Source organism: Massilia sp. BKSP1R2A-1, from assembly GCF_050586525.1.
Classification (GTDB): Bacteria; Pseudomonadota; Gammaproteobacteria; order Burkholderiales; family Burkholderiaceae_D; genus Telluria.
Window position 1 is genome coordinate 58,660 of record NZ_JBOBRE010000007.1, and the last position, 19,457, is coordinate 78,116.

The following is a 19,457-nucleotide window of genomic DNA, read 5'->3' on the forward strand; positions in this document are numbered from 1 at the left end:
CTTACGCAAGGAGTTCCAATGTTCTTCACCGCCTGGGCCACCCTGGCCGCGCTTGGCGTCTATTTCTGGACCGGCGTGAATGCCGGCCGTTCCCGCATCCGCCACAACATCCCCGCGCCCTCGATGGACGGACCGGAAGCGTTCCAGCGCAGCCAGCGGGTGCAGGCAAATACCCTGGAGCAGTTGCCCCTGCTGTTGGTTCCCCTGTGGATGTGCGCCTGGTTCCTGGGCGACCTGTGGGCGGCCGCGGGCGGCATGCTGTGGTGCCTGGGCCGCATCGCTTATGCCCTTGGCTATTACCGCGATCCGGCGCGCCGCGAGATCGGCTTCATTACCGGCATGGTGGCCTGCGCGTTGTTAATTAGCGGCACTATTTTTGGTCTATTGCTGCGATAAACCAAAAAAGGTCAGACAAAGGGTGACAAAGTTCCCGCGTGGCAATAAGCTAGGAATTGACCAGACAAGCACTCCGCCGCGCCCTCCTGCCGCGCCGCGCGGACAAGAGGAAAAAGGAAAAACCATGCTGTTCCTGAAGAGCACCAGCGTCACCAAGGCCCCGGGTATCTATGAAGTGGACGTCGCCGCGAAGCCGCCCGGCAAGACCTTTGGCGTCTTCCTGGCGACCGATCCGGACAATCCGCCGCAGACCGTGCTGGCGGGCCTGGCCGAACTCGGCTTCAAGAATTCCCATCAGCAGAGCTATATCCACAAAGACAAGGGCAAAGTGCTGGACCTGCACTTCCAGAAGGACGGCACCGACCTGTTCAACGGTTGGAAGGCCGACGAGTGCGCCGCCAACCTGGCTGCCATCGAGGCGCTGTTCGGCAACGTCGGCGTCACCGTGACGCCGCGCGTGATGAGCCTGGCCGAAGCCTACGCCTGATTCCTGCCTGTCTCAGGCCTGTACTTCAATGTGGTACAGCGCCCAGGGGCAGGCGCCGAAACGTTCCCGAACCGGCCGCGCCGCCATCTCCGGCACCCGGTCCGCATCGTAGACCGCCCACAAGGGGCCCAGCCCGCCCAGCGCCATCGGCTGGCCGTCCAGGTGCGTCGCCACGATCATCTTCCACGTGCGTACCTGCGCCATCGGAATGGCCGCCGCATAACCGTCCACCGCACGCAAGACCACCTTCGCCGCGTCAGGCGGCTGCGCGCCGGCCAGCGCCAGCACGTCCGCCAGCAGCGGGCCGCGCAGGGCATGCGGCTTGCCGTCGTATTCCAGGGTCGGTTGGATGGAGCGCGCCGGCAGCGCCGCGACCATCGCGAAATCGAGGGCGAAGGCGCGCGGGAAGCTGAGCTTCTGCTTGAACATCATCTGGTCGCGCACCGGATCCAGGGCGCCGCGGTTGCTGCGCCGGATCTCGCCGCTGATCGTGAGCAGGGCCGGGCCGGCCGGCGATTTCGGCGTCGGCGCACCCAGGGCCGGAAGGCTGCCGGCGGCCAGCGCGGCGCCCAGGAAGTGACGTTTGTCCATGAGAAAATAGGGTGAACGGTGAAGCCGCCATCTTAGCCATGAAATTTGCACAATGGACTTATTTTCTTCAAGCACCAGCTTGACGCCGATCCCGGTCCGCGACGGCGAGCTCGGCTGGCTGGCGCAACTGCCGCTGCCCTGGCCGAACGCGGAGGTGATGGCGCGCCTGGTCGCGGAAACGGACTGGCGCCAGGAGACCATCGTGGTGTATGGCAAGCGCCACCTGCAGCCGCGCCTGAGCGCCTGGCATGGCGCGAAGGGCTACCGTTATTCCGGCTTGCAGCTTGCGCCGCTGCCCTTCACCCCCTTGCTCGATACCATTCGCCGTGCCGTGGAAAGCGCCACCGGGCGCAGCTACAACAGCGTGCTGCTCAACTATTATCGCGACGGCCGCGACAGCATGGGCATGCACAGCGACGACGAGCCGGAACTGGGCGAGGAGCCGGCCATTGCCTCGCTCAGCTTCGGCGCCACCCGTACCTTCATCCTGCGCCACAAGGCCACGAAAGAGACCCTCAAATTGCCGCTCGGCGATGGCAGCCTGCTCTTCATGGCCGGCGCCCTCCAGACCCATTGGTTGCATGGAATCAATAAGTCGAGTCGCCCCATCGGCGCGCGAATCAACCTAACTTTCCGCAAAATCAACTAATCAGCACGCTATATTCGGTATCTTTCGAGAAAATATCTAACCGATGAGTCATTAAGTTACACTTGCTTACAGTTTTTACGGCTTTGGGACGGATTTTAGATTGCTTGAGTGCTATCTTGGGCTATCGCGATTCACTGTGAATCGTGAACCAGACAAGTAAAGGATTCACGCATGAACAAGCTCATCGTTGCACTGATCGCATCCGTCGCCGCCATGTCGACAGCGCAGGCCCAGCAGACCGCACCGCGCGCTTACGTCGGCGCCGGTATCGCCAGCGCCGATCATGATTACAAGCTCTCGGGCGCGTCGAACGTCGACACCGAAGGCTGGAAGGCTTCCGGCAAGATCTTCGGCGGCTACGAGTTCAACCAGACCTGGGGCGTCGAAGCCGGCTACACCGATTTCCGCAAGTCGGACGTCAACTACAGCATCGGCGGCGCCAATGTGCGTGGCGAAACCGAAGGCCACTCCGCCTACCTGGCCGCCAAGGCAACCCTGCCGGTGAACGAACAGTTCTCGGTTTACGGCAAGCTGGGCGCGGCCCGCAACAAGAGCGAGCTGCACCTCGTCAACGCTGCCGCGAGCATGAGCCGCAGCAAGACCGAAGCCTATGGCGCCGTGGGCGCGCAATACAGTCTGAACCAGGACGTGGCCCTGATCGCCGAGTACGAACGCTACGGCAAGAGCAAGGACTTCGGCCAGAAGGCCGACGTGCTGACCATCGGCGCGAAGTACAGCTTCTAAGCGCTTCGCACAGCAAGGAAAAAAGGCCCCGCGGGGCCTTTTTGCTTTTCTGGAGCCGCTTCAGGCCAGGGGCTTGGCCGCCGGCATGCCTCCGAGCCGCCGCAGGGCCGTGCCCAGGCTGCGCAGGCCGGCCGCCGTGCGGTCCGACAGGCGCTGCTCCAGGTAGTGGTGGACCAGCGCGCCGACCGAGACGGCGATCGCCACGCTCGCGATCAGGTGGGGCCAGCCATGCGCGTCGCCCCGGATGCCGGCCGCGGCGCGGTCGAGCAGCAGGAACACGGTGGTGTGGCTCAGGTAGAGCGAGAAGGAGATCGTGCCCAGCCAGACCAGCACGGCGGGCGGCGCCAGCATGACCGTCTTGCTTGCCAGCGCCAGGACCAGCACCACGAGCGCCACCACCGCCCCTCATTTCGTCGGTCCATGGAAGTTCCACAAGCCGCTCCAAATGCCCCAGATACCGCCGCACAGGGCCAGGAAGACCAGGTGCCGCGCCAGCTTCTGCGAGCGCAGCATGAACCAGTCCTGCAGGTAGAGCCAGCCGATTGCGACGCCGGCCAGGAACTCGAGGATGATCGGGCTCGTCATCAGGTTCAGGTAGGCGAGCGAGAAGCGGAAGTTGGTCAGCACGTCGAGCGTCAGGCCGCGCTTGAACATGGGAAGGGCGACCACGGTCAGCACGATCCAGCCGGCCACGAACAGCAGGCGGGCCCGGCCCAGCAGCATGCACAGGCCGAATACCAGGTAAAAGTACATCTCGAAGTTCAGGGTCCAACCCAGCGGCAGGGTGACGTCGAAGAAGGGCGGGTGTTCGAGATTGACCGGCTGGAAGCTGATCGTCAGCAGCAGGTTCCTGATCTGCGGCCAGTCCGTGAGCCAGGCGAAGCCCCGGTTGGTGGCGGTCAGCCAGGCGCAGACGACGACGACATACAGCGGCCAGATGCGCGCGAAGCGGCGTACCAGGAAATCCAGGCTTTCCGCCGGCGTGCCGCGCGCATGGCGGGTGGTGTAGACCATGATGAAGCCGCTGATCACGAAGAACAGGTCCACGCCCATGGCGCCGGGACGCAGCAGCTGCTCGGCCAGGGGCCAGGTCGGGGTGTCGGAAAAGGTGTAACGCGCGTGGGTCAGGACGACGAGGATGACGGCAATGCCGCGCAAGGCCTGGATCCAGGCGAGTTTCGGCCGGGTGTCGGTCGAAGGGGCCATGGTGTGCACATACTGCTGGTGGGACGAGCCAGCATGATACGGATTGGAAAGGCGTGCATTGTCACACAATCCCACCGAGCAATGCACCAGGCCGTTTTTTTACGCTAGAGGCGGGCGAAACCCTGCGACTGGGGGCGGTGGACCCAGGGCGGTACGATCAGGCCGGGGCCGGGCATGGCGTATCCGGCGTTCAGGAAGCGGTGCAGGGAAGACCAGGGCCAGTCGCCAGGGGCGAGGCAGTGGCCATGGCGCACCGGATTGGTATGGGTGTAATCGATCAGGGCCGCGTATTCATCGTCGTCGCCGACCCGGTAGTGCTGATAGTGGCGCTCCCAGATGGCGCCGTCGTTCGCATCCGGCACGCAGGCCTTGCGCAGCGCCTTGGAAAAGGCGATCTTGACGGCGCGCCAGCGGCTGGCGCAGTCGTGGTCGCCCGGCGGCAGCGTCCACATCGCATGCGCATGGTCGGGCAGCACGGCCCAGGCGTCGACGTGGAAGGGCTTGCGCACGCGCGCCAGGCGCATCGCTTCGCCGAAGGCGGCAAATTGGTCGGTCAGCAGGGTGCTGCCGCGTTCGAGCAGGCGCACCGTGAAAAAGAACGTCCCGCCCGGGACGCGGTTGTCGCAATAATCGGTCATGTGTTCCGTCTGCCCACGCCGCGTTTGCGGCAACAGGCATCGCCGGCCTACTGGCCCAATCCGGGCGATTCTACACATGGTGTTTATCCGACGACGTTCCATTTCCGGAAATAAAAAACCCCGCATGCGCGGGGTTTTTCCTTTTGGAACAAGCACTTGGCGTTCTGCCAAGCGTACTCAGGTAGTGAGCGGCTTGTAGCGGATACGCTTCGGCTTGGCGCCTTCTTCGCCCAGTCGCTTCTTCTTGTCGGCCTCGTATTCCTGATAGTTGCCGTCGAAGAAGGTGACCTGCGAATTGCCTTCGAAGGCCAGGATGTGGGTCGCAATGCGGTCCAGGAACCAGCGGTCGTGGGAGATCACCATCACGCTGCCGGCGAATTCCAGCAGGGCATCTTCCAGCGCGCGCAGGGTTTCGACGTCCAGGTCGTTCGACGGTTCGTCCAGCAGCAGCACGTTGCCGCCCTGCAGCAGGGTCTTGGCCAGGTGCAAGCGGCCGCGTTCACCGCCCGACAGGTTGCCGACCACCTTCTGCTGGTCCGAACCCTTGAAGTTGAAGCGGCCGAGATAGGCGCGCGACGGCATCTCGAAGCGGCCCACGCTCAGCATGTCGGCGCCGCCGGAGACGTCGTCGAACACGGTCTTGTTGTTGGCCAGTTCGTCGCGGCTCTGGTCGACCAGCGAAACCTTCGCGGTCTGGCCGATCTTGACCTCGCCGCTGTCCGGCTGCTCTTTGCCCGCGATCATCTTGAACAGGGTCGACTTACCGGCGCCGTTCGGGCCGATGATGCCGACGATGGCGCCCGGCGGCACGGTGAAGGACAGGTTGTCGATCAGCAGGCGGTCGCCGAAAGCCTTCGAGACGTTCTTGAACTCGATGACTTCATTGCCCAGGCGCTCGGCCACGGGGATGAAGATCTCCTGGGTCTCGTTGCGCTTCTGGTATTCGTATTCGCTCAGCTCGTTGAAGCGGGCCAGACGCGCTTTCGACTTGGCCTGGCGCGCCTTCGGATTCTGGCGCGCCCACTCGAGTTCCTTGGCCAGCGCCTTCTGGCGTGCCGATTCGGTCGCTTCTTCCTGCTTCAGGCGCGCCTGCTTCTGGTCCAGCCAGGAGGAGTAATTGCCTTTCCAGGGGATGCCGTGGCCGCGGTCCAGTTCCAGGATCCACTCGGCGGCGTTGTCGAGGAAGTAGCGGTCGTGGGTGATGCCCACCACGGTGCCCGGGAAGCGCAGCAGGAACTGCTCCAGCCACTCGACCGACTCGGCGTCCAGGTGGTTGGTCGGTTCGTCCAGCAGCAGCATGTCAGGCTTACTCAGCAGCAGCTTGCACAGTGCCACGCGGCGCTTCTCGCCGCCCGACAGCACGCCGATCTTCTGGTCCCAGGGCGGCAGGCGCAGTGCATCGGCGGCCATTTCCATCTGCAGGTTCAGGTTGCCGCCGTCGGCCGCGGCGATGATCGATTCGAGGCGCTCCTGTTCTTTCGCGAGGGCGTCGAAGTCCGCGTCTTCTTCCGCATAGGCGGCGTAGACGGCTTCCAGCTTGGCTTGCGCCTCGAAAGCTTCGCCCAGGCCCGATTCCACTTCCTGGCGCACGGTCTTTTCCGGGTCGAGCTGCGGTTCCTGCGGCAGGTAGCCGATGTTCAGGCCCGGCATCGGGCGCGCTTCGCCCTGGATGTCGGTGTCGATGCCGGCCATGATCTTCAGCAGGGTCGACTTGCCCGAGCCGTTCAGGCCCAGCACGCCGATCTTCGCACCCGGGAAGAAGGACAGCGAAATATCTTTGAGAATCTGACGTTTTGGCGGGACGATTTTGCCCACGCGGTTCATGGTATAGACGTAATTGGCCATGCTTTGACTCTGGTGTTGTTTAAGGTGCACAGGATACGACAGAACCCGTTCCGGACACAGGTTTTTGTCAGGTTTTGTTTGCAAGCCGGCTGCGCCACAGGCCTTCGCCGGCAAACAGCGCGAGCGCGGCCCAGATCATCACGAAGCCGACCGCGCGCGTACTGTTGAAGGCCTCGTGGAACAGCCAGACGCCCAGCAGGAATTGCAGGGTCGGCGACAGGTATTGCAGCAGTCCAAGGATGGATAGCGGGATCTTGCGCGCGCCGCTGGCGAACAGCAGCAGCGGGATTGCCGTGGTCGGTCCAGCCGCGACCAGCAGCCAGCGGGTCGTGTCCGAGGGAGCGTTCAGGAAGGCATTCTCGCCGTGCAGGGTCAGCCACACCACGTAGCCGGCCGCGAAGGGAAACAGCACCATGGTCTCGAAGGACAGGCCTTCGAGCGCGCCCAGCGCCGCGGTCTTGCGCAGCAGGCCGTAGCCGCCGAAGGATGCCGCCAGGAACAGGGCGATCCAGGGCACCGTACCCGACTGCCAGGTGAGCCAGGCCACGCCCAGCGCGGCGATCGCGATCGCGCACCACTGGGCGGGCCGCATGCGTTCCTTCAGCAGCAGGAACCCGAACATGATGTTGACCAGCGGGTTGATGAAGTAACCCAGGCTGGCGTCGAGCACGTGGCCGTTCTTCACTGCCCAGATATAGACCAGCCAGTTGGCCGAGAGCAGGAAGCTTGATGCGACGAAACTCCAGAACACCTTCGGTTGGCGCACCAGGGCCAGCCATTTCCACTGGCGCATAACGAGCAGCACGACCAGCAGGAAGCCGAGCGACCACAGCACCCGGTGCGCCAGGATCTGCATCGGCGGCACATCGCCAAGCGCGTGGAAATAAATGGGGAACAGGCCCCAGCACAGGAAGGCGAGGGCCGCGGACAGAATACCGGCGCGCATGGGAAGAGGGGATGGATTGCTGGGTTGACATTATCCCAGATGCGCAATTTCCCTGCTGGCGCTGGTCGATTTTGCACAGGTGTATGATGACTAACGAAATGTTCTTGCAATTTTCTTGTCGATATTTTATGGTGCGCCGCACCAGAACAAAACAATGGTGCAACCTTGAGCCCTGAAAACAAGAAGAGCAGCGTCGCGGCGCTGACGCTGGCAGCCATCGGCATCGTCTACGGCGACATCGGCACCAGCCCCCTGTACACGCTGCGGGCGATCTTCGACGAGGAACACGGCCTTCCCCTCACCACCCCCAACATCCTCGGCGTCATTTCCCTGATTTTCTGGGCCCTGACCGTCATCGTCTCCCTCAAGTACGTCACGCTGGTCCTGCGCGCGGACAACCGCGGCGAGGGCGGCATCATGGCCCTGATGGCGCTGGCCACCAACTCGGTCACGAAGCAGTCGCGCTGGCACTTCCCGCTGCTGGTGATCGGCGTGCTGGGCGCGACCATGTTCTACGGCGACAGCGTGATCACGCCGGCGATCTCGGTGCTGGGCGCGATCGAGGGCCTGGAAGTGGCGGCGCCGGGCATGTCGCGCTACGTGGTGCCGCTGGCCGTGCTGGTGCTGGTGATCCTGTACAGCGTGCAGCGCCACGGCACCGCCGGCATCGGCCGCTTCTTCGGTCCCATCATGCTGGTCTGGTTCCTGGCCCTGGCCGTGATGGGCATCATCAACATCATCGAAGCGCCGGTGATCCTGAACGCGCTGAACCCGTATCACGCGCTGCGTTTCATGCTGGACAACAAGCTGCTCGCCTTCGTGGCGCTGGGCGCGGTGGTGCTGGCGATTACCGGCGCCGAAGCCCTGTACGCCGACATGGGCCACTTCGGCGGTAAACCCATCCGCATGGCCTGGTTCTTGATCGCCTTCCCGGCCCTGGTGCTGAACTACCTGGGCCAGGGGGGCCTGCTCATCATGCAGCCGGATGCGGTCGAGAATCCCTTCTTCCACCAGCTCGGCACCTGGAGCGTGATTCCGCTGGTGATCCTGTCGACCATGGCGGCGGTGATCGCCTCGCAGGCGACAATTTCGGGCACCTATTCGATGACCAAGCAGGCGATCGCCCTGGGCCTGCTGCCGCGCATGCGCATCCTGCACACCTCGGCAAGCGAGATCGGCCAGATCTATATCCCGGCCGTGAACTGGCTGCAACTGGCCGTCGTCCTGATCGCGGTGATCGGCTTCGGTTCCTCGGATAACCTGGCCGGCGCCTACGGCATCGCCGTGACCGCCACCATGATGGCCACCACCATCCTGACCTTCTTCGTGACCCGCTACCGCTTCCACCTGCCGCTGGCCGTCTGCCTGGGCGCGACCGGCTTCTTCCTGGTAATCGACATCATGCTGTTCTCCTCGACCACGCTGAAGCTCTTGCATGGCGGCTGGTTCCCGCTGCTGCTGGGCACCATCCTGCTGACCCTGATGCTGACCTGGAAGCGCGGACGCGAGCTGGTCTTCGAGAACCTGGAAAAGCATGCGATCCCGCTGGAAGCCTTCATGGAATCGCTGTTCGTGGCGCCGCCGGCGCGCGTGCCCGGCACCGCCCTGTTCCTGCGCGGGGAAAGCGACGGCGTGCCCCACGCCCTGCTGCACAACCTCTCGCACAACAAGGTCCTGCACGAACGCGTGGTCTTCCTCACGGTGCACATCCGCGAGGAGCCCTGGGTGCCGGTGGAGGAACAGGTCGAGGTGGTCGAGCTCGGCCACAACTGCTTCCAGCTCAATGTGCAGTACGGCTTCAAGGACGAGCCCGACATTCCGGGCATCCTGCGCCAGTGCGCCGGCCTGGGCCTCACCTTCGAGATGATGGAGACGTCCTTCTTCATCGCGCGCCAGACCGTGATCTCGACGCCGGGCCGCGGCATGGCGCCGTGGCGCGAGCACGTGTTCGCGATGTTGTCGCGCAATGCGCGGGCGGCGGCGGACTACTATCAGATTCCGCCGAACCGGGTCATCGAGCTCGGCACGCAGGTCGAGATCTGAATACAAAAAAATACAATCGCCGTACACACGTAGACGTATGGCTGAGGTAAGGTGCGGGGTTACGTTGTATTAACTTTTTACCCGTCACTTCCCGTACCTACCTCGCAAGGATTGTTCCATGAAGCTGAAGTTTCCCCTGATCGCCGCCTTCGTTGCCGTGTTGAGCCTGACCGCCTGCGGCGGCGGCGGTGACGACTCCCCCGGCGGCAATACCTCGGTCAGCAGCCCGGCCACCCTGACCAAGACCGACAACACCGTCGGCACCGGCGCCGAAGCGGTGAGCGGCAAGACCGTCAACGTGACCTACACCCTGTGGCTGTACGATGCCGCCAAGGCCGATCACAAGGGCGCCCAGATGGAAACCGGTCCCTTCAGCTTCAAGCTGGGCACCAATGCCGTCATTCCGGGCTTCGAGCAGGGCGTGACCGGCATGAAGGTCGGCGGCAAGCGCACCGTCGAAGTGCCGTCGAGCCTGGGCTATGGCGTGGCCGGCAGCCCGCCGAAGATCCCGGGCAATTCGGGCCTGGTCTTCGAGATCGTCCTGAACAGCGTGCAGTAAGCGGATTCGCTTCACAGGAACCGGGGCCCGTGCCCCGGTTTTTTTTCGCGCGCACGCCTGCGCTGGCGCATACGCTGCCGGGGCCGCATGGCCGATGCTGCTGGGTTTCGGTCATCCGGGTTCCTGCCATGCGCGCCTTGCTACTACTCATTTTCCTGTCAACTAGCGCGGTGTCCGCCACGCCAGCCCCGGGCGCCATGCCCGGCAGCTGCCAGGAGGTCGCGGCGCCGGCATCGCGGATTGCCCCGGACGGCTGGCTCCTGCTGGCCGCGCTCGTCGTGTGCGCGGCCGGACGCTGGTCGCGCTAGGTACGCGGCCTCAGCGCAGCATGTCGATGTGCATGATGCCGTCTTCGTCGTAAGGCGCGGAGACGGTTTCGAAGCCGAAGCCCTGGTAGAACTTTTCCAGGTACTGCTGGGCGCCGATGCGGATGCGGTGGCCCGGATGCAGGCGCTCGGCGCAGGCGATGCCTTCCGCCAGCAGGGCGCGGCCCGCGCCGCCGCCGCGCGCGCCCCTTGCGGTGATGACGCGGCCCAGCGACATCTCTTCGTACTTCACGCCGGGGCCGAGGATGCGCAGGTAGGCCGCCAGCTGGCGCTTGCCGTCGACCGTGCGCCAGCCGAGCAGGTGGTGGGCTACCGGGTCGAGGCCGTCGATATCGGGATAGAGGCAGGTCTGCTCGAGGATGAAGACGTCCTGGCGCTGGGCCAGGACCTCGTACAGGTCGGCGGGAGTGAGGTCGTTGAAATGGGAGAGCTGCCAGTCGATCATGATGCGTGTGGATGGGTTGCGGGGAGTGCGGGGGCTGCGGTCAGGCGGCGGTTTCGAAGCCTTCGAGGACGTTCACCAGGTGGGTGCCGGCGGCGGCATCCACGTGGCCAAGGCCCTCGAAGACGAAGGCGGCCGGCAGGCCGAGGTGGGCGATGCGTTCGCCGATGCGCAGGAAGTCGCCGCCGTCGAGGGCGAAGTGGGCGCCCAGGTCGCCGCCCAGCGAGATCACCAGGGCTTCGGGACGGAACATGGCCAGCTTGACGCAGCCCGTTTCGAGCGCGGCGAACCACGCCGCGCCGCTGGCGCCTGCAACCAGCGGCAGGTTCATGGTGTGATGCAGTCCCGCCCCGGCCCCGGTTTCTCCGGCGTGGCCGGCATACCAGGGGTAGGCGGCCTGCGGGTCGAGGTGGATCGAGGCGAACAGCACGTCGGCGCGTTTGTCGAAAATGTGCTGGGTGCCGTGGCCGTGATGGGGCCCGAGGTCGAGGATGGCGACGCGCTGCAGGCCGTCGTCCAGCAGGTGCTGGGCCGCCAGTGCGGCATTGTTCAGGAAGCCGCCGCCGCCGCACCAGTCGGCGCCCACGTGGCGCCCTGGTGGCTGGGTCAGGGCGAAGCTGCCGCGCTCGCCCACGCGCAGCGCATGGGCGGCATTCACCGCGCAGTCGGCGCCGGTCTTGGCGGCGGTCCAGCTGCCGGCCGTGAGCGGGGTGCGGGTATCCGAGGAATACAGCCCGGCGCGGGCGCGCAGGTCCAGTGGTTCGACGTCCTCGCGCATGCCGCGCACCGGCCAGTTCGCAGGCAGCAGCTCGCGCCTGGCGTTCTGCGGATCGCGCGCCAGCCACTCGCTCCAGGCGGTGCGGAGAAAATGCAGGTAGCGCGGCGTGTGCACCCGCTCCAGCGACACCAGCGGCACGCCATGCGGGGTGACGATGCGTCCCAGGCCGCGTCGCTCGAGGGCGGACAGCACCGGACCCAGGGCCTCGGCGTGCGCGCGGCCGGCCAGCGCGTGGTGTTCGTTGTAGAAGGTGAGCACGGGCTCCCCCGTTCGGCGCAGGATTAGTGGTGGTTACCGCACAGGGTGCTGCTGTTGTAGGCCGCGACGAAGTCGTCGAAGCTGCCGGTATCTGTCTTCTCGATGTTGTCCTGCTCGGCCAGCGAATGCGCGGCCATTTCTTCGAACAGCGCTTCCTCGGCCGGCATCAGGGGGCTGTCGCGGAAGCTTGCCGCATGCAGCTCGCTCTGGCGCAGGCCGAAGGCGCTGGCCGAACCGAGCGCGCGGATCTCGTCCAGCACGCGCGCCGACGGGGTGAGTAGCGGATTGTCGATCTTGGCCTTCTGCAGGCCGAGTGAACTTGCGTGCACACCGCTTTCGTTGTGCTCCACGTCCAGCAGCTCGGCCACCGGGCGGATGCGTTCGATCAGTTCCAGCGCCCAGTGCTTCAGCGGGACTTCGGCGCCGTCACGGGTCAGCGTGAGGTCCGGGCGGCGGCCTTCCTTGACGGTGCGCGCGAAGTTGCGGGCATGGATCTGGCTCTCATGGGCGCTGATCATCGGGCTTTCCTCCAGCGCGCAGAAGAGCAGGAAGGCGTCGAGGAAGCGGCCGGTCTCCAGGCTGATGCCGACCGGCTCGAAGGGATCGACGTCCAGGCAGCGCACCTCGATGTACTGCACGCCGCGGTTGCACAGGGCCTGCACCGGACGCTCGCCGGTACGGATCACGCGCTTCGGACGGATCGTCGAGTAGTACTCGTTCTCGATCTGCAGCACATTGGTGGACAGCTGCACCCACTCGCCATCCTTCTTGGTGCCGATCGCCTGGTAGGGTTCGTAGGGCGTGTTCACGGCCGCCATCAGGCTGGTGACGTAGCTCTCCAGGCTGTTCTCGTGCGGGCGCAGGCCGGCCTGGGCGTCGTTCTGGTAGCCCAGGTCGCTCATGCGCAGGCTGGTCGCGTAAGGCAGGTAGAGCGTGTCATCGGACAGCGTTTCCAGCCCGTGCGGGCGGCCGCGCAGGAAGCTGGTGGTCAGTGCCGGGGTGGCGCCGAACAGGTACATCAGGAGCCAGCTGTAGCGGCGGAAGTTGCGGATCGTCGCGATATAGCTCTCGGACTGGAAGTCGCGCAGGGCGTTGCGGCGCTCTTCCACGATGCCTTCGCTGGCGGCGATCAGCTGCCACAGCTTTTCCGGCAGCGAGTAGTTGTAGTGGATGCCCGAGATGCACTGCATCGCCTTCCCGTAGCGCAGCGCCAGGCCGCGGCGGTAGACGTGCTTGAGCATGCCGATGTTCGAGCTGCCGTACCAGGCGATCTCGATGTCTTCTTCAGGCGGCAGCTCGCCCGGCATCGACACGCTCCACAGGATCTCCTCGGGCATGCGCGCATGCGCGAAGCGGTGGATGGCGTCCAGGCGGTTCAGGGCCAGCGAGATGTCATGCTCGGCCGGGGTAATGAATTCCAGCAGGGCTTCGGCATAGTCGGTGGTGATGAGCGGATGGGTCAGTGCCGAACCGAGCTTGACCGGGTGCGGGGTGCGCGCCAGGTGGCCCTGCCGGTCCACGCGCAGGGTTTCGCGTTCGATGCCACGCAGGCCCTGGCCAAGCAGGGCGCGGTGGTCGTCGTCGTCGAGCAGTGCGAGGCGGCGTTGGAGTTGGTTCGACACGGTGTTTCCTTTCTTATACTGCCAATGCGGATTGGAGCAGAGAGTAACCGAAAAACGCGGAGCGCGTCGGGGACCGCCTCATTCCGGCTTGGCGGCCGTGGCGACGGCTGCAGCTGCCTCTTTTTCGCGCACGATCCAGGCCTCGACCCGGCGTCCCAGCAGGTCCAGCGGCAGCGCGCCGCCGCCGAGGATGGCGTCGTGGAAGCGGCGCAGGTCGAAGCGCGCCCCCAGGCGCTTCCGCGCCATCTCGCGCAGTTCCACAATGCGCAGCTGGCCGATCTTGTAGGCCAGCGCCTGCGCCGGCCGCGCGATGTAGCGGTCGACCTCGGCCTCGTTGTCCTGCGGTGGATTGGCCGTGTTGGCGTTCAGGTAGTCGATCGCCTGGCGCCGCGACCAGCCTTGCGCATGGATGCCGGTGTCCACCACCAGGCGCGCGGCGCGCAGCATCTCTTCGTTGAGCCGGCCGAAGCGCGAGAAGGGGTCGCCGAAGAAGCCGAGCGCCTCGCCCAGCCCTTCGGCATAGGTGGCCCAGCCTTCGCCGTAGGCATCGAACCAGCCGTGGCGGCGGAAGGCCGGCAGGTTCAGGATCTGCGCGCGCGCCACCTGCAGGTGGTGGCCGGGCAGGCCTTCGTGCAGGGCCACGCTGTCGACCTGCCACAGCGGCCGCGTCGCAAGCTGCGACACGTTCACTACCAGCGCGGCCGTGCGTTCGCTGCTGCCCCCCTCGTAATAGGCGACCGGCTGGCCCGGACCTTCCTGCGACATGGGCTTGACCGCGAGGCCGGCTTCGGGGGTCGCCGTGACGACCCGCGGCAGCCTGGCCCGGGCGCGCGCCACGGCCTTGGCGTAGCGCCCCAGCAGGCTTTCCGCGTCCTTCGGGAACAGGCGCGGGTCGCTGCGCGCAAACACCAGGAAGCGCGCCAGGTCGCCGCGAAAGCCGGTGCGCGGCACCAGGCTGGCCATCTGGGCGCGGATGCGCGCGACTTCCTTCAGGCCGATCGCGTGGACCTCGCCTGGGGCGAGCGCGGTGCCGGTGCTGGTGCGCACCAGGAAGGCGTACCACTCGGCGCCGTTCGGCAGCTGGCCGGCGCCGATGGTGTCGCGCGCGGCGGGCAGGTATTCCTCGCGCAGGAAGCTGTCCAGCCGGTGCAGGCTGGCGGCCGCCCTGGCCAGGGACGAGATGCCGTCGACGAGGAGCGCGTCGCGGGTGTCCGCATCGATCGCAGCGGGCATGCGCAGGAACGGCGCGAACAAGGGGCCTGCGGCGATGTTCTCGTGCAGCGCGTGCAGGGCGGCCGGGACCGGTTCGAGCACGACCTTCGGCGCCGTCCAGCCGGCGCGCATCCCCGCCCGCATCTGTTCGATCAGGCCGTCGACGTGGGCGGGCAGGGCATCCACGCGGCCGAGGTAGTTGCGGTAGTCGGCCTCGGTAACGAACGGCATCTGGGCGACCAGGCGCGGCAGGCGCAGCTGCAGGCCGTCCCAGGCGCTGATCGGCTGGGGATCGAAGGCGGTGAAGGCGCCCGCCGCCAGCTGGCGCTCGCGCGCGGCGATGAAGAGGTCCAGCGAGAGCTGGTCTTCCTGGCCGAGCTGCTCGCGGTCGATTTTCCGCGCATCGAGCAGGGCCTGGCGCGCATGCTCGAGCGTGGCCGCTCTCGCCTCGAGTGAGGTATCGCTCAGGTAGGCGTCGTAGCGGTGCTCGCCGATGCCGGTCGCGTACTCGGGCTGCTGGCGCAGCTGCCACTGCCACTCGCGCTCGAACAGGCGGCGCGCCTCGGGCGAGGCGGTGTCGGCGGCGGCGCACACGACAGGTGCAAGCAGGACGATCGAGGCGAACAGTTTACGCATGCGGCGCACGCAGGGCGGATAAAAGTTGGCAGAGTGGCCATTTTAACAAGACCACCCGAAGCGCCGCGCAGGCTAGGCCAGTCGGCCGCCGCTGACCCGTTCGATACCGGGCAGGTCGCGCCAGCTCTGCACCTCGGCGAAGCCGCGCGCGGCCAACAGGGCGCGCACCGCCTCGGCCTGGTCGTAGCCGTGTTCGAGCAGCAGCCAGCCGCCAGGCAGCAGGTGGGCGGGGGCGCCGTCGACGATGGTGCGCAGGGCCGACAGGCCGTCGGCATGGTCGGTCAGGGCGCCGGCGGGTTCGAAGCGCAGGTCGCCCTGGGACAGGTGCTCGTCGTGCGAGGCGATGTAGGGCGGATTGGAGGCGATCAGTGCGAAGCGTTCGTCGCCGACGGCGCCGAACCAGTCGCTGCGCAGGAAGCGCACCTGCACGCCGTTGGCGGCGGCATTCGCGCGCGCGACCTCGAGCGCGTCTTCGCTGAGGTCGAGGGCGGTCACGCCGCCGTCCCGGCGGCTGTGAGCACAGGCGACCGCGATGGCGCCGCTGCCGGTGCCCATGTCGAGCATGCGGCCACCCTGCGGCAGGCGCTCGAGGGCCAGTTCGACGATCAGTTCGGTGTCCGGGCGCGGGATCAGGACGGCCGGCGAGACCTTGAAGGGCAGGCCGAAGAACTCGCGTTCGCCGACGATGTAGGCGATCGGTTCGCCGTCCAGGCGGCGCTGCACCAGGGCAGACAGGCGCCCGGCTTCTTCTTCGGTAAGTGCCCGTTCGGACTGGGTGATCAGGCCGACGCGCGACAGGCCCAGGGCGTGGCAGAGCAGGATGCGGTTTTCCAGCGCATCGAGGGGCATTGCGGCCTGCAGCCGCTTGACGCTGGCGCCGGCGTCGATCGTAAAGCTCATGCGGGTTTCTTGCGCAGCAGGACGAAGGCCAGCAGCAGGGTCAGGATCACGAACCAGACCGCCGACCATTGCGGGATCGCGAGGCCCAGCAGCGAATCGGTGGCGCCTTCGCACAGCCCGTTGGCGCGGAACAGCCAGGGCAGGTACTCGGCGGTCGGGATCTTGTTGAGCATGGTCTCCATCGGGTCGATGCCGCAGCTGAAGCCCGGGTTGGCGATCACGTAGAGGTGCTTGCCGACCGTGACCAGGCCGCCGATCGCCGCCAGCAGCGCGAGGATCGTGCCTTCGCGGACCTTGCCGCTAATCGCCGCCACCAGGGTGCACACGCCGATGGCCAGGAACATGTAGCGCTGGATCACGCACAGCGGGCAGGGCATCATGTCCAGGATGTGCTGGAGATAAAGGGCGACCGCGATCAGCGCGAAGCTGATCGAGGAGATGGCGAACAGGATCTGGCGGGTGGAGGGCAGCATCGTCGGGTTCTTATGGGTGTTGTTCGGGACGGGTCATTCTCGCATGAAGGCTGCGAGACCACTTAATCGGTGCTTAACGCAGGGTGGTCGGCTCTGCCGACCGCGCGTTCAACTCCCGCAAGAACGGATGCGACGCGATTGTTCACGGGCCGATTGAACGCGTGGGCGGAGGACCGCCCACCCTACATCAATCGCCGAGTGCGGCCAGCAGTTCGGCCTGGTGTTCCGCTGCCAGCGCATTGGTGAGCTCCGACAGATCCCCATCCATGATGAAGTCCAGCTTGTACAAGGTCAGGTTGATGCGGTGGTCGGTCAGGCGACCCTGCGGGAAGTTGTAGGTGCGGATCCGTTCGCTGCGGTCGCCCGAGCCGATCAGGCTCTTGCGGGTGGCCGCCTCCTTCGATTGCTGCTCGCGCAGCTGCACGTCCTTGATGCGCGCCGCCAGCACCTTCAGGGCCTGGGCCTTGTTCTTGTGCTGGCTGCGGTCGTCCTGGCACTCGACCACGATGCCGGTCGGGAGGTGGGTGATGCGCACCGCGGAATCGGTCTTGTTGATGTGCTGGCCGCCGGCGCCGGAAGCGCGGTAGGTGTCGATGCGCAGGTCGGCCGGATTGATGTTCACGTCCTCGACCTCGTCGGCTTCCGGCATCACGGCGACCGTGCAGGCCGAGGTGTGGATGCGGCCCTGGGTCTCGGTGGCCGGCACGCGCTGCACGCGGTGGCCGCCGGACTCGAACTTCAGCTTCGAGTACACGCCGTTGCCGATGATGCGCACGATGACTTCGCGGTAGCCGCCCAGGTCCGAGGGCGATTCGGACACCACTTCGACCTGCCAGCGCATGCGTTCCGCGAAGCGGGTGTACATGCGCAGCAGGTCGCCGGCGAACAGGGCCGATTCGTCGCCGCCGGTGCCGGCGCGGATCTCGAGGAAGATGTTGCGCTCGTCGTTCGCGTCCTTTGGCAGCAGCATCTTCTGCAGCTCGAGGTCGAGGGCGGCCAGGCGCGCTTTCGCATCCTCGATCTCGTCCTGTGCGAACTCCTTCATTTCCGGATCCTGCGCCATCTCCTGGGCGGCAAGGATGTCGTCCTGCGCCGCGCCGTACTGCTTGTACAGGGCGACCAGGGGCGATAGCTCGGCGTGCTCGCGCGTCATCTTGCGGTAGCTGTCCATATTCGCGGTCGCGCCTTCGGACATCAGGAGTTCGTCCAGTTCGACGAGTCGGTTGGCCAGTTGGTCCAGCTTGGCCAGCATGGATGGTTTCATGGGGTGCTCGGTAGATTCGGGTAGCCGCAAGGCGGCCGGGACACGCTTTTCAGAAAAAAGCGCACGGCGAAAGGAGGATGGCCGCTAACGGCGGCCGCGGAACAGCTGCGGCAGCAGGGCTGCCAGGCGGGCGCGCTCGTCGCCCTGGGCATGGTGCAGGGCCTGTTGCGGGCCGTGCAGGAACTTGGCGGTGAGGCCTTTCGACAGCGCTTCGAGCACGGCGTCGATGTCGTCGCCGCGCGCCAGGAGTTTACGGGCGCGTTCGAGTTCGGCCAGGCGCAGGGCCTCGCTGGATTCGTGCAGGTCGCGGATGACCGGCACCACGGCGCGGTCGCCCACCCAGCTCATGAAGGATTGCACGCGCGCGTCGATGATGGCTTCGGCCTGGGCCACGGCGGCCTGGCGGCTTTCCATGCCGGTCTGGACCACCTGCGCGAGGTCGTCCACGGTGTAGAGGAACACGTCGTCGAGGCGCGCGACTTCCGGCTCGATATCGCGCGGCACGGCCAGGTCGACCATGAACATCGGACGGTGGCGGCGCGCTTTCACGGCGCGTTCCACCAGGCCGAGGCCGATCAGGGGCAGGGTCGAGGCGGTGCAGGAGATGACGATGTCAAACTGGTGCAAACGTTCGGGCAGCTCGGCCAGGCGGATCGCGCTGCCGTTGTAGCGGGTGGCCAGCAGCTCGCCGCGCTCCATGGTGCGGTTGGCGATGGTGACCGATTTCGGATTTTGGGCCGCGAAGTGGGCCGCGCACAGCTCGATCATTTCGCCGGCGCCGATGAAGAGCACGTGCTGGTCGGCGATGCGGTCGAAAATGCGCTGCGACAGGCGCACCGCGGCGGCGGCCATCGAGACGCTGTGGGCGCCGATCTCGGTGGTGCTGCGCACCTCTTTTGCGACCGCAAAGCTGCGCTGGAACAGCTGGTGCAGGTAGGTGCCCAGGCCGCCGGCTTCTTCGGCGGTGCGCACCGCGTCCTTCATCTGGCCCAGGATCTGCGGCTCGCCCAGCACCATCGAATCGAGCCCGGAGGCGACGCGGAAGGCGTGGCGCACGGCGCTGTCCTGCGGCAGCATGTACAGGTGCGGACGCAGCTCGGCGAAATTCAGGGCGTGGTAGTGGGCCAGGAACTGGGCCGAGGCGTCGAGCGGATTGGCGATGTCGCTGGCCGCATACATCTCGGTGCGGTTGCAGGTCGAGAGGATGGCGGCTTCGTCGCCGTTTGTTGAAGAACCCTGGCGCGCGAACCAGCCGCGCGCCGCCTGCACCGCCCGGCCCAGCTGGTCGGGCGCGAGCGCCAGCTGCTCGCGCAGCGAGACCGGAGCGGTCGTGTGATTCAGGCCAACGGCGAGCAGTTGCATTGGGAAAGTCGGTTCAACGGGTGAGCGTATGCACCCATTATACCCTTCTGCGGAAAGGGTTTCAGCGGACCGCCGGGGCC

General features: G+C 66.1%; 21 protein-coding genes. 7 read left to right on the forward strand and 14 right to left on the reverse strand.

Features of this window, described 5'->3' with window-relative positions; genetic code table 11:
* The first annotated feature begins 18 nt into the window (after positions 1-18).
* Positions 19-396: an MAPEG family protein gene (locus ACQ7JA_RS12410; protein WP_430898059.1), complete on the forward strand. Its 378-nt coding sequence runs from the start codon at positions 19-21 to the stop codon at positions 394-396.
* A gap of 124 nt (positions 397-520) precedes the next feature.
* Positions 521-883: a hypothetical protein gene (locus ACQ7JA_RS12415; protein WP_430898061.1), complete on the forward strand. Its 363-nt coding sequence runs from the start codon at positions 521-523 to the stop codon at positions 881-883.
* A 12-nt stretch (positions 884-895) separates the two neighbouring features.
* Here the strand turns inward: ACQ7JA_RS12415 and ACQ7JA_RS12420 are convergent, their stop codons facing one another.
* Positions 896-1,474: a molybdopterin-dependent oxidoreductase gene (locus tag ACQ7JA_RS12420; RefSeq protein ID WP_430898063.1), complete on the reverse strand. Its 579-nt coding sequence runs from the start codon at positions 1,472-1,474 to the stop codon at positions 896-898.
* Positions 1,475-1,526: 52 nt separating this feature from the next.
* Between ACQ7JA_RS12420 and ACQ7JA_RS12425 the strand changes: the two genes are divergently transcribed.
* The gene (locus tag ACQ7JA_RS12425; RefSeq protein ID WP_430898065.1) at positions 1,527-2,123 is read left to right on the forward strand and encodes an alpha-ketoglutarate-dependent dioxygenase AlkB family protein; all 597 of its coding nucleotides are present in this window, start codon (positions 1,527-1,529) and stop codon (positions 2,121-2,123) included.
* 171 nt (positions 2,124-2,294) lie between these two features.
* Positions 2,295-2,867, forward strand: a complete 573-nt coding sequence (locus ACQ7JA_RS12430; RefSeq protein ID WP_430898067.1) for a porin family protein — start codon at positions 2,295-2,297, stop codon at positions 2,865-2,867.
* A 60-nt stretch (positions 2,868-2,927) separates the two neighbouring features.
* On the opposite strand, the gene ACQ7JA_RS12435 is transcribed toward ACQ7JA_RS12430, so the two are convergent.
* The 5 genes from ACQ7JA_RS12435 to rarD all read right to left on the reverse strand — a co-directional run bounded on the left by ACQ7JA_RS12435 (position 2,928) and on the right by rarD (position 7,502).
* Positions 2,928-3,266, reverse strand: coding sequence for a hypothetical protein (locus ACQ7JA_RS12435; RefSeq protein ID WP_430898069.1), 339 nt, complete (start codon positions 3,264-3,266; stop codon positions 2,928-2,930).
* Positions 3,267-3,272: 6 nt separating this feature from the next.
* Complete coding sequence (locus ACQ7JA_RS12440; protein ID WP_430898071.1) at positions 3,273-4,073, reverse strand: acyltransferase family protein; 801 nt, start codon at positions 4,071-4,073, stop codon at positions 3,273-3,275.
* A gap of 104 nt (positions 4,074-4,177) precedes the next feature.
* Positions 4,178-4,711 carry an REP-associated tyrosine transposase gene (locus ACQ7JA_RS12445; RefSeq protein WP_430898073.1) on the reverse strand — a complete coding sequence of 178 codons (534 nt, stop codon included), beginning with the start codon at positions 4,709-4,711 and terminating at the stop codon, positions 4,178-4,180.
* Between the two features lie 177 nt (positions 4,712-4,888).
* A complete protein-coding gene (ettA, locus tag ACQ7JA_RS12450; protein WP_430898075.1) occupies positions 4,889-6,556 on the reverse strand; it encodes an energy-dependent translational throttle protein EttA in 1,668 nt (555 codons plus the stop codon).
* A 67-nt stretch (positions 6,557-6,623) separates the two neighbouring features.
* Entirely contained in the window at positions 6,624-7,502 is an 879-nt protein-coding gene (gene rarD, locus ACQ7JA_RS12455) for an EamA family transporter RarD (RefSeq protein ID WP_430898077.1), read from the reverse strand.
* A 165-nt stretch (positions 7,503-7,667) separates the two neighbouring features.
* Here rarD and ACQ7JA_RS12460 point away from each other — a divergent pair, with 165 nt between their 5' ends.
* The 3 genes from ACQ7JA_RS12460 (at position 7,668) to ACQ7JA_RS12470 (ending at position 10,412) form a co-directional block, all read left to right on the forward strand.
* Positions 7,668-9,545 (forward strand): potassium transporter Kup, encoded by a 1,878-nt coding sequence (locus ACQ7JA_RS12460; RefSeq protein WP_430898079.1) that lies wholly within the window; start codon positions 7,668-7,670, stop codon positions 9,543-9,545.
* A 118-nt stretch (positions 9,546-9,663) separates the two neighbouring features.
* The gene (locus tag ACQ7JA_RS12465) at positions 9,664-10,104 is read left to right on the forward strand and encodes an FKBP-type peptidyl-prolyl cis-trans isomerase (RefSeq protein ID WP_430898080.1); all 441 of its coding nucleotides are present in this window, start codon (positions 9,664-9,666) and stop codon (positions 10,102-10,104) included.
* 170 nt (positions 10,105-10,274) lie between these two features.
* On the forward strand, positions 10,275-10,412 hold the full coding sequence (locus tag ACQ7JA_RS12470) for a hypothetical protein (RefSeq protein ID WP_430898082.1): 138 nt from the start codon (positions 10,275-10,277) through the stop codon (positions 10,410-10,412).
* Between the two features lie 10 nt (positions 10,413-10,422).
* On the opposite strand, the gene ACQ7JA_RS12475 is transcribed toward ACQ7JA_RS12470, so the two are convergent.
* The 8 genes from ACQ7JA_RS12475 to hemA form a co-directional block, all read right to left on the reverse strand.
* Positions 10,423-10,875, reverse strand: coding sequence for a GNAT family N-acetyltransferase (locus ACQ7JA_RS12475; protein WP_430898084.1), 453 nt, complete (start codon positions 10,873-10,875; stop codon positions 10,423-10,425).
* Between the two features lie 40 nt (positions 10,876-10,915).
* Positions 10,916-11,908 carry a histone deacetylase family protein gene (locus tag ACQ7JA_RS12480; RefSeq protein WP_430898086.1) on the reverse strand — a complete coding sequence of 331 codons (993 nt, stop codon included), beginning with the start codon at positions 11,906-11,908 and terminating at the stop codon, positions 10,916-10,918.
* Positions 11,909-11,931: 23 nt separating this feature from the next.
* Positions 11,932-13,530 carry a glutamate--cysteine ligase gene (gene gshA, locus ACQ7JA_RS12485; RefSeq protein ID WP_430898088.1) on the reverse strand — a complete coding sequence of 533 codons (1,599 nt, stop codon included), beginning with the start codon at positions 13,528-13,530 and terminating at the stop codon, positions 11,932-11,934.
* Between the two features lie 78 nt (positions 13,531-13,608).
* Positions 13,609-15,378, reverse strand: coding sequence for a DUF885 domain-containing protein (locus ACQ7JA_RS12490; RefSeq protein ID WP_430898090.1), 1,770 nt, complete (start codon positions 15,376-15,378; stop codon positions 13,609-13,611).
* Positions 15,379-15,450: 72 nt separating this feature from the next.
* Positions 15,451-16,278, reverse strand: a complete 828-nt coding sequence (gene prmC, locus ACQ7JA_RS12495) for a peptide chain release factor N(5)-glutamine methyltransferase (RefSeq protein ID WP_430898092.1) — start codon at positions 16,276-16,278, stop codon at positions 15,451-15,453.
* Positions 16,275-16,751, reverse strand: coding sequence for a disulfide bond formation protein B (locus tag ACQ7JA_RS12500; RefSeq protein WP_430898094.1), 477 nt, complete (start codon positions 16,749-16,751; stop codon positions 16,275-16,277). The genes prmC and ACQ7JA_RS12500 overlap by 4 nt, the downstream gene beginning before the upstream one ends.
* A gap of 187 nt (positions 16,752-16,938) precedes the next feature.
* Positions 16,939-18,015: a peptide chain release factor 1 gene (gene prfA / locus ACQ7JA_RS12505; RefSeq protein ID WP_430898096.1), complete on the reverse strand. Its 1,077-nt coding sequence runs from the start codon at positions 18,013-18,015 to the stop codon at positions 16,939-16,941.
* An 84-nt stretch (positions 18,016-18,099) separates the two neighbouring features.
* Positions 18,100-19,377 carry a glutamyl-tRNA reductase gene (hemA, locus tag ACQ7JA_RS12510; protein ID WP_430898098.1) on the reverse strand — a complete coding sequence of 426 codons (1,278 nt, stop codon included), beginning with the start codon at positions 19,375-19,377 and terminating at the stop codon, positions 18,100-18,102.
* Positions 19,378-19,457: the final 80 nt, after the last annotated feature.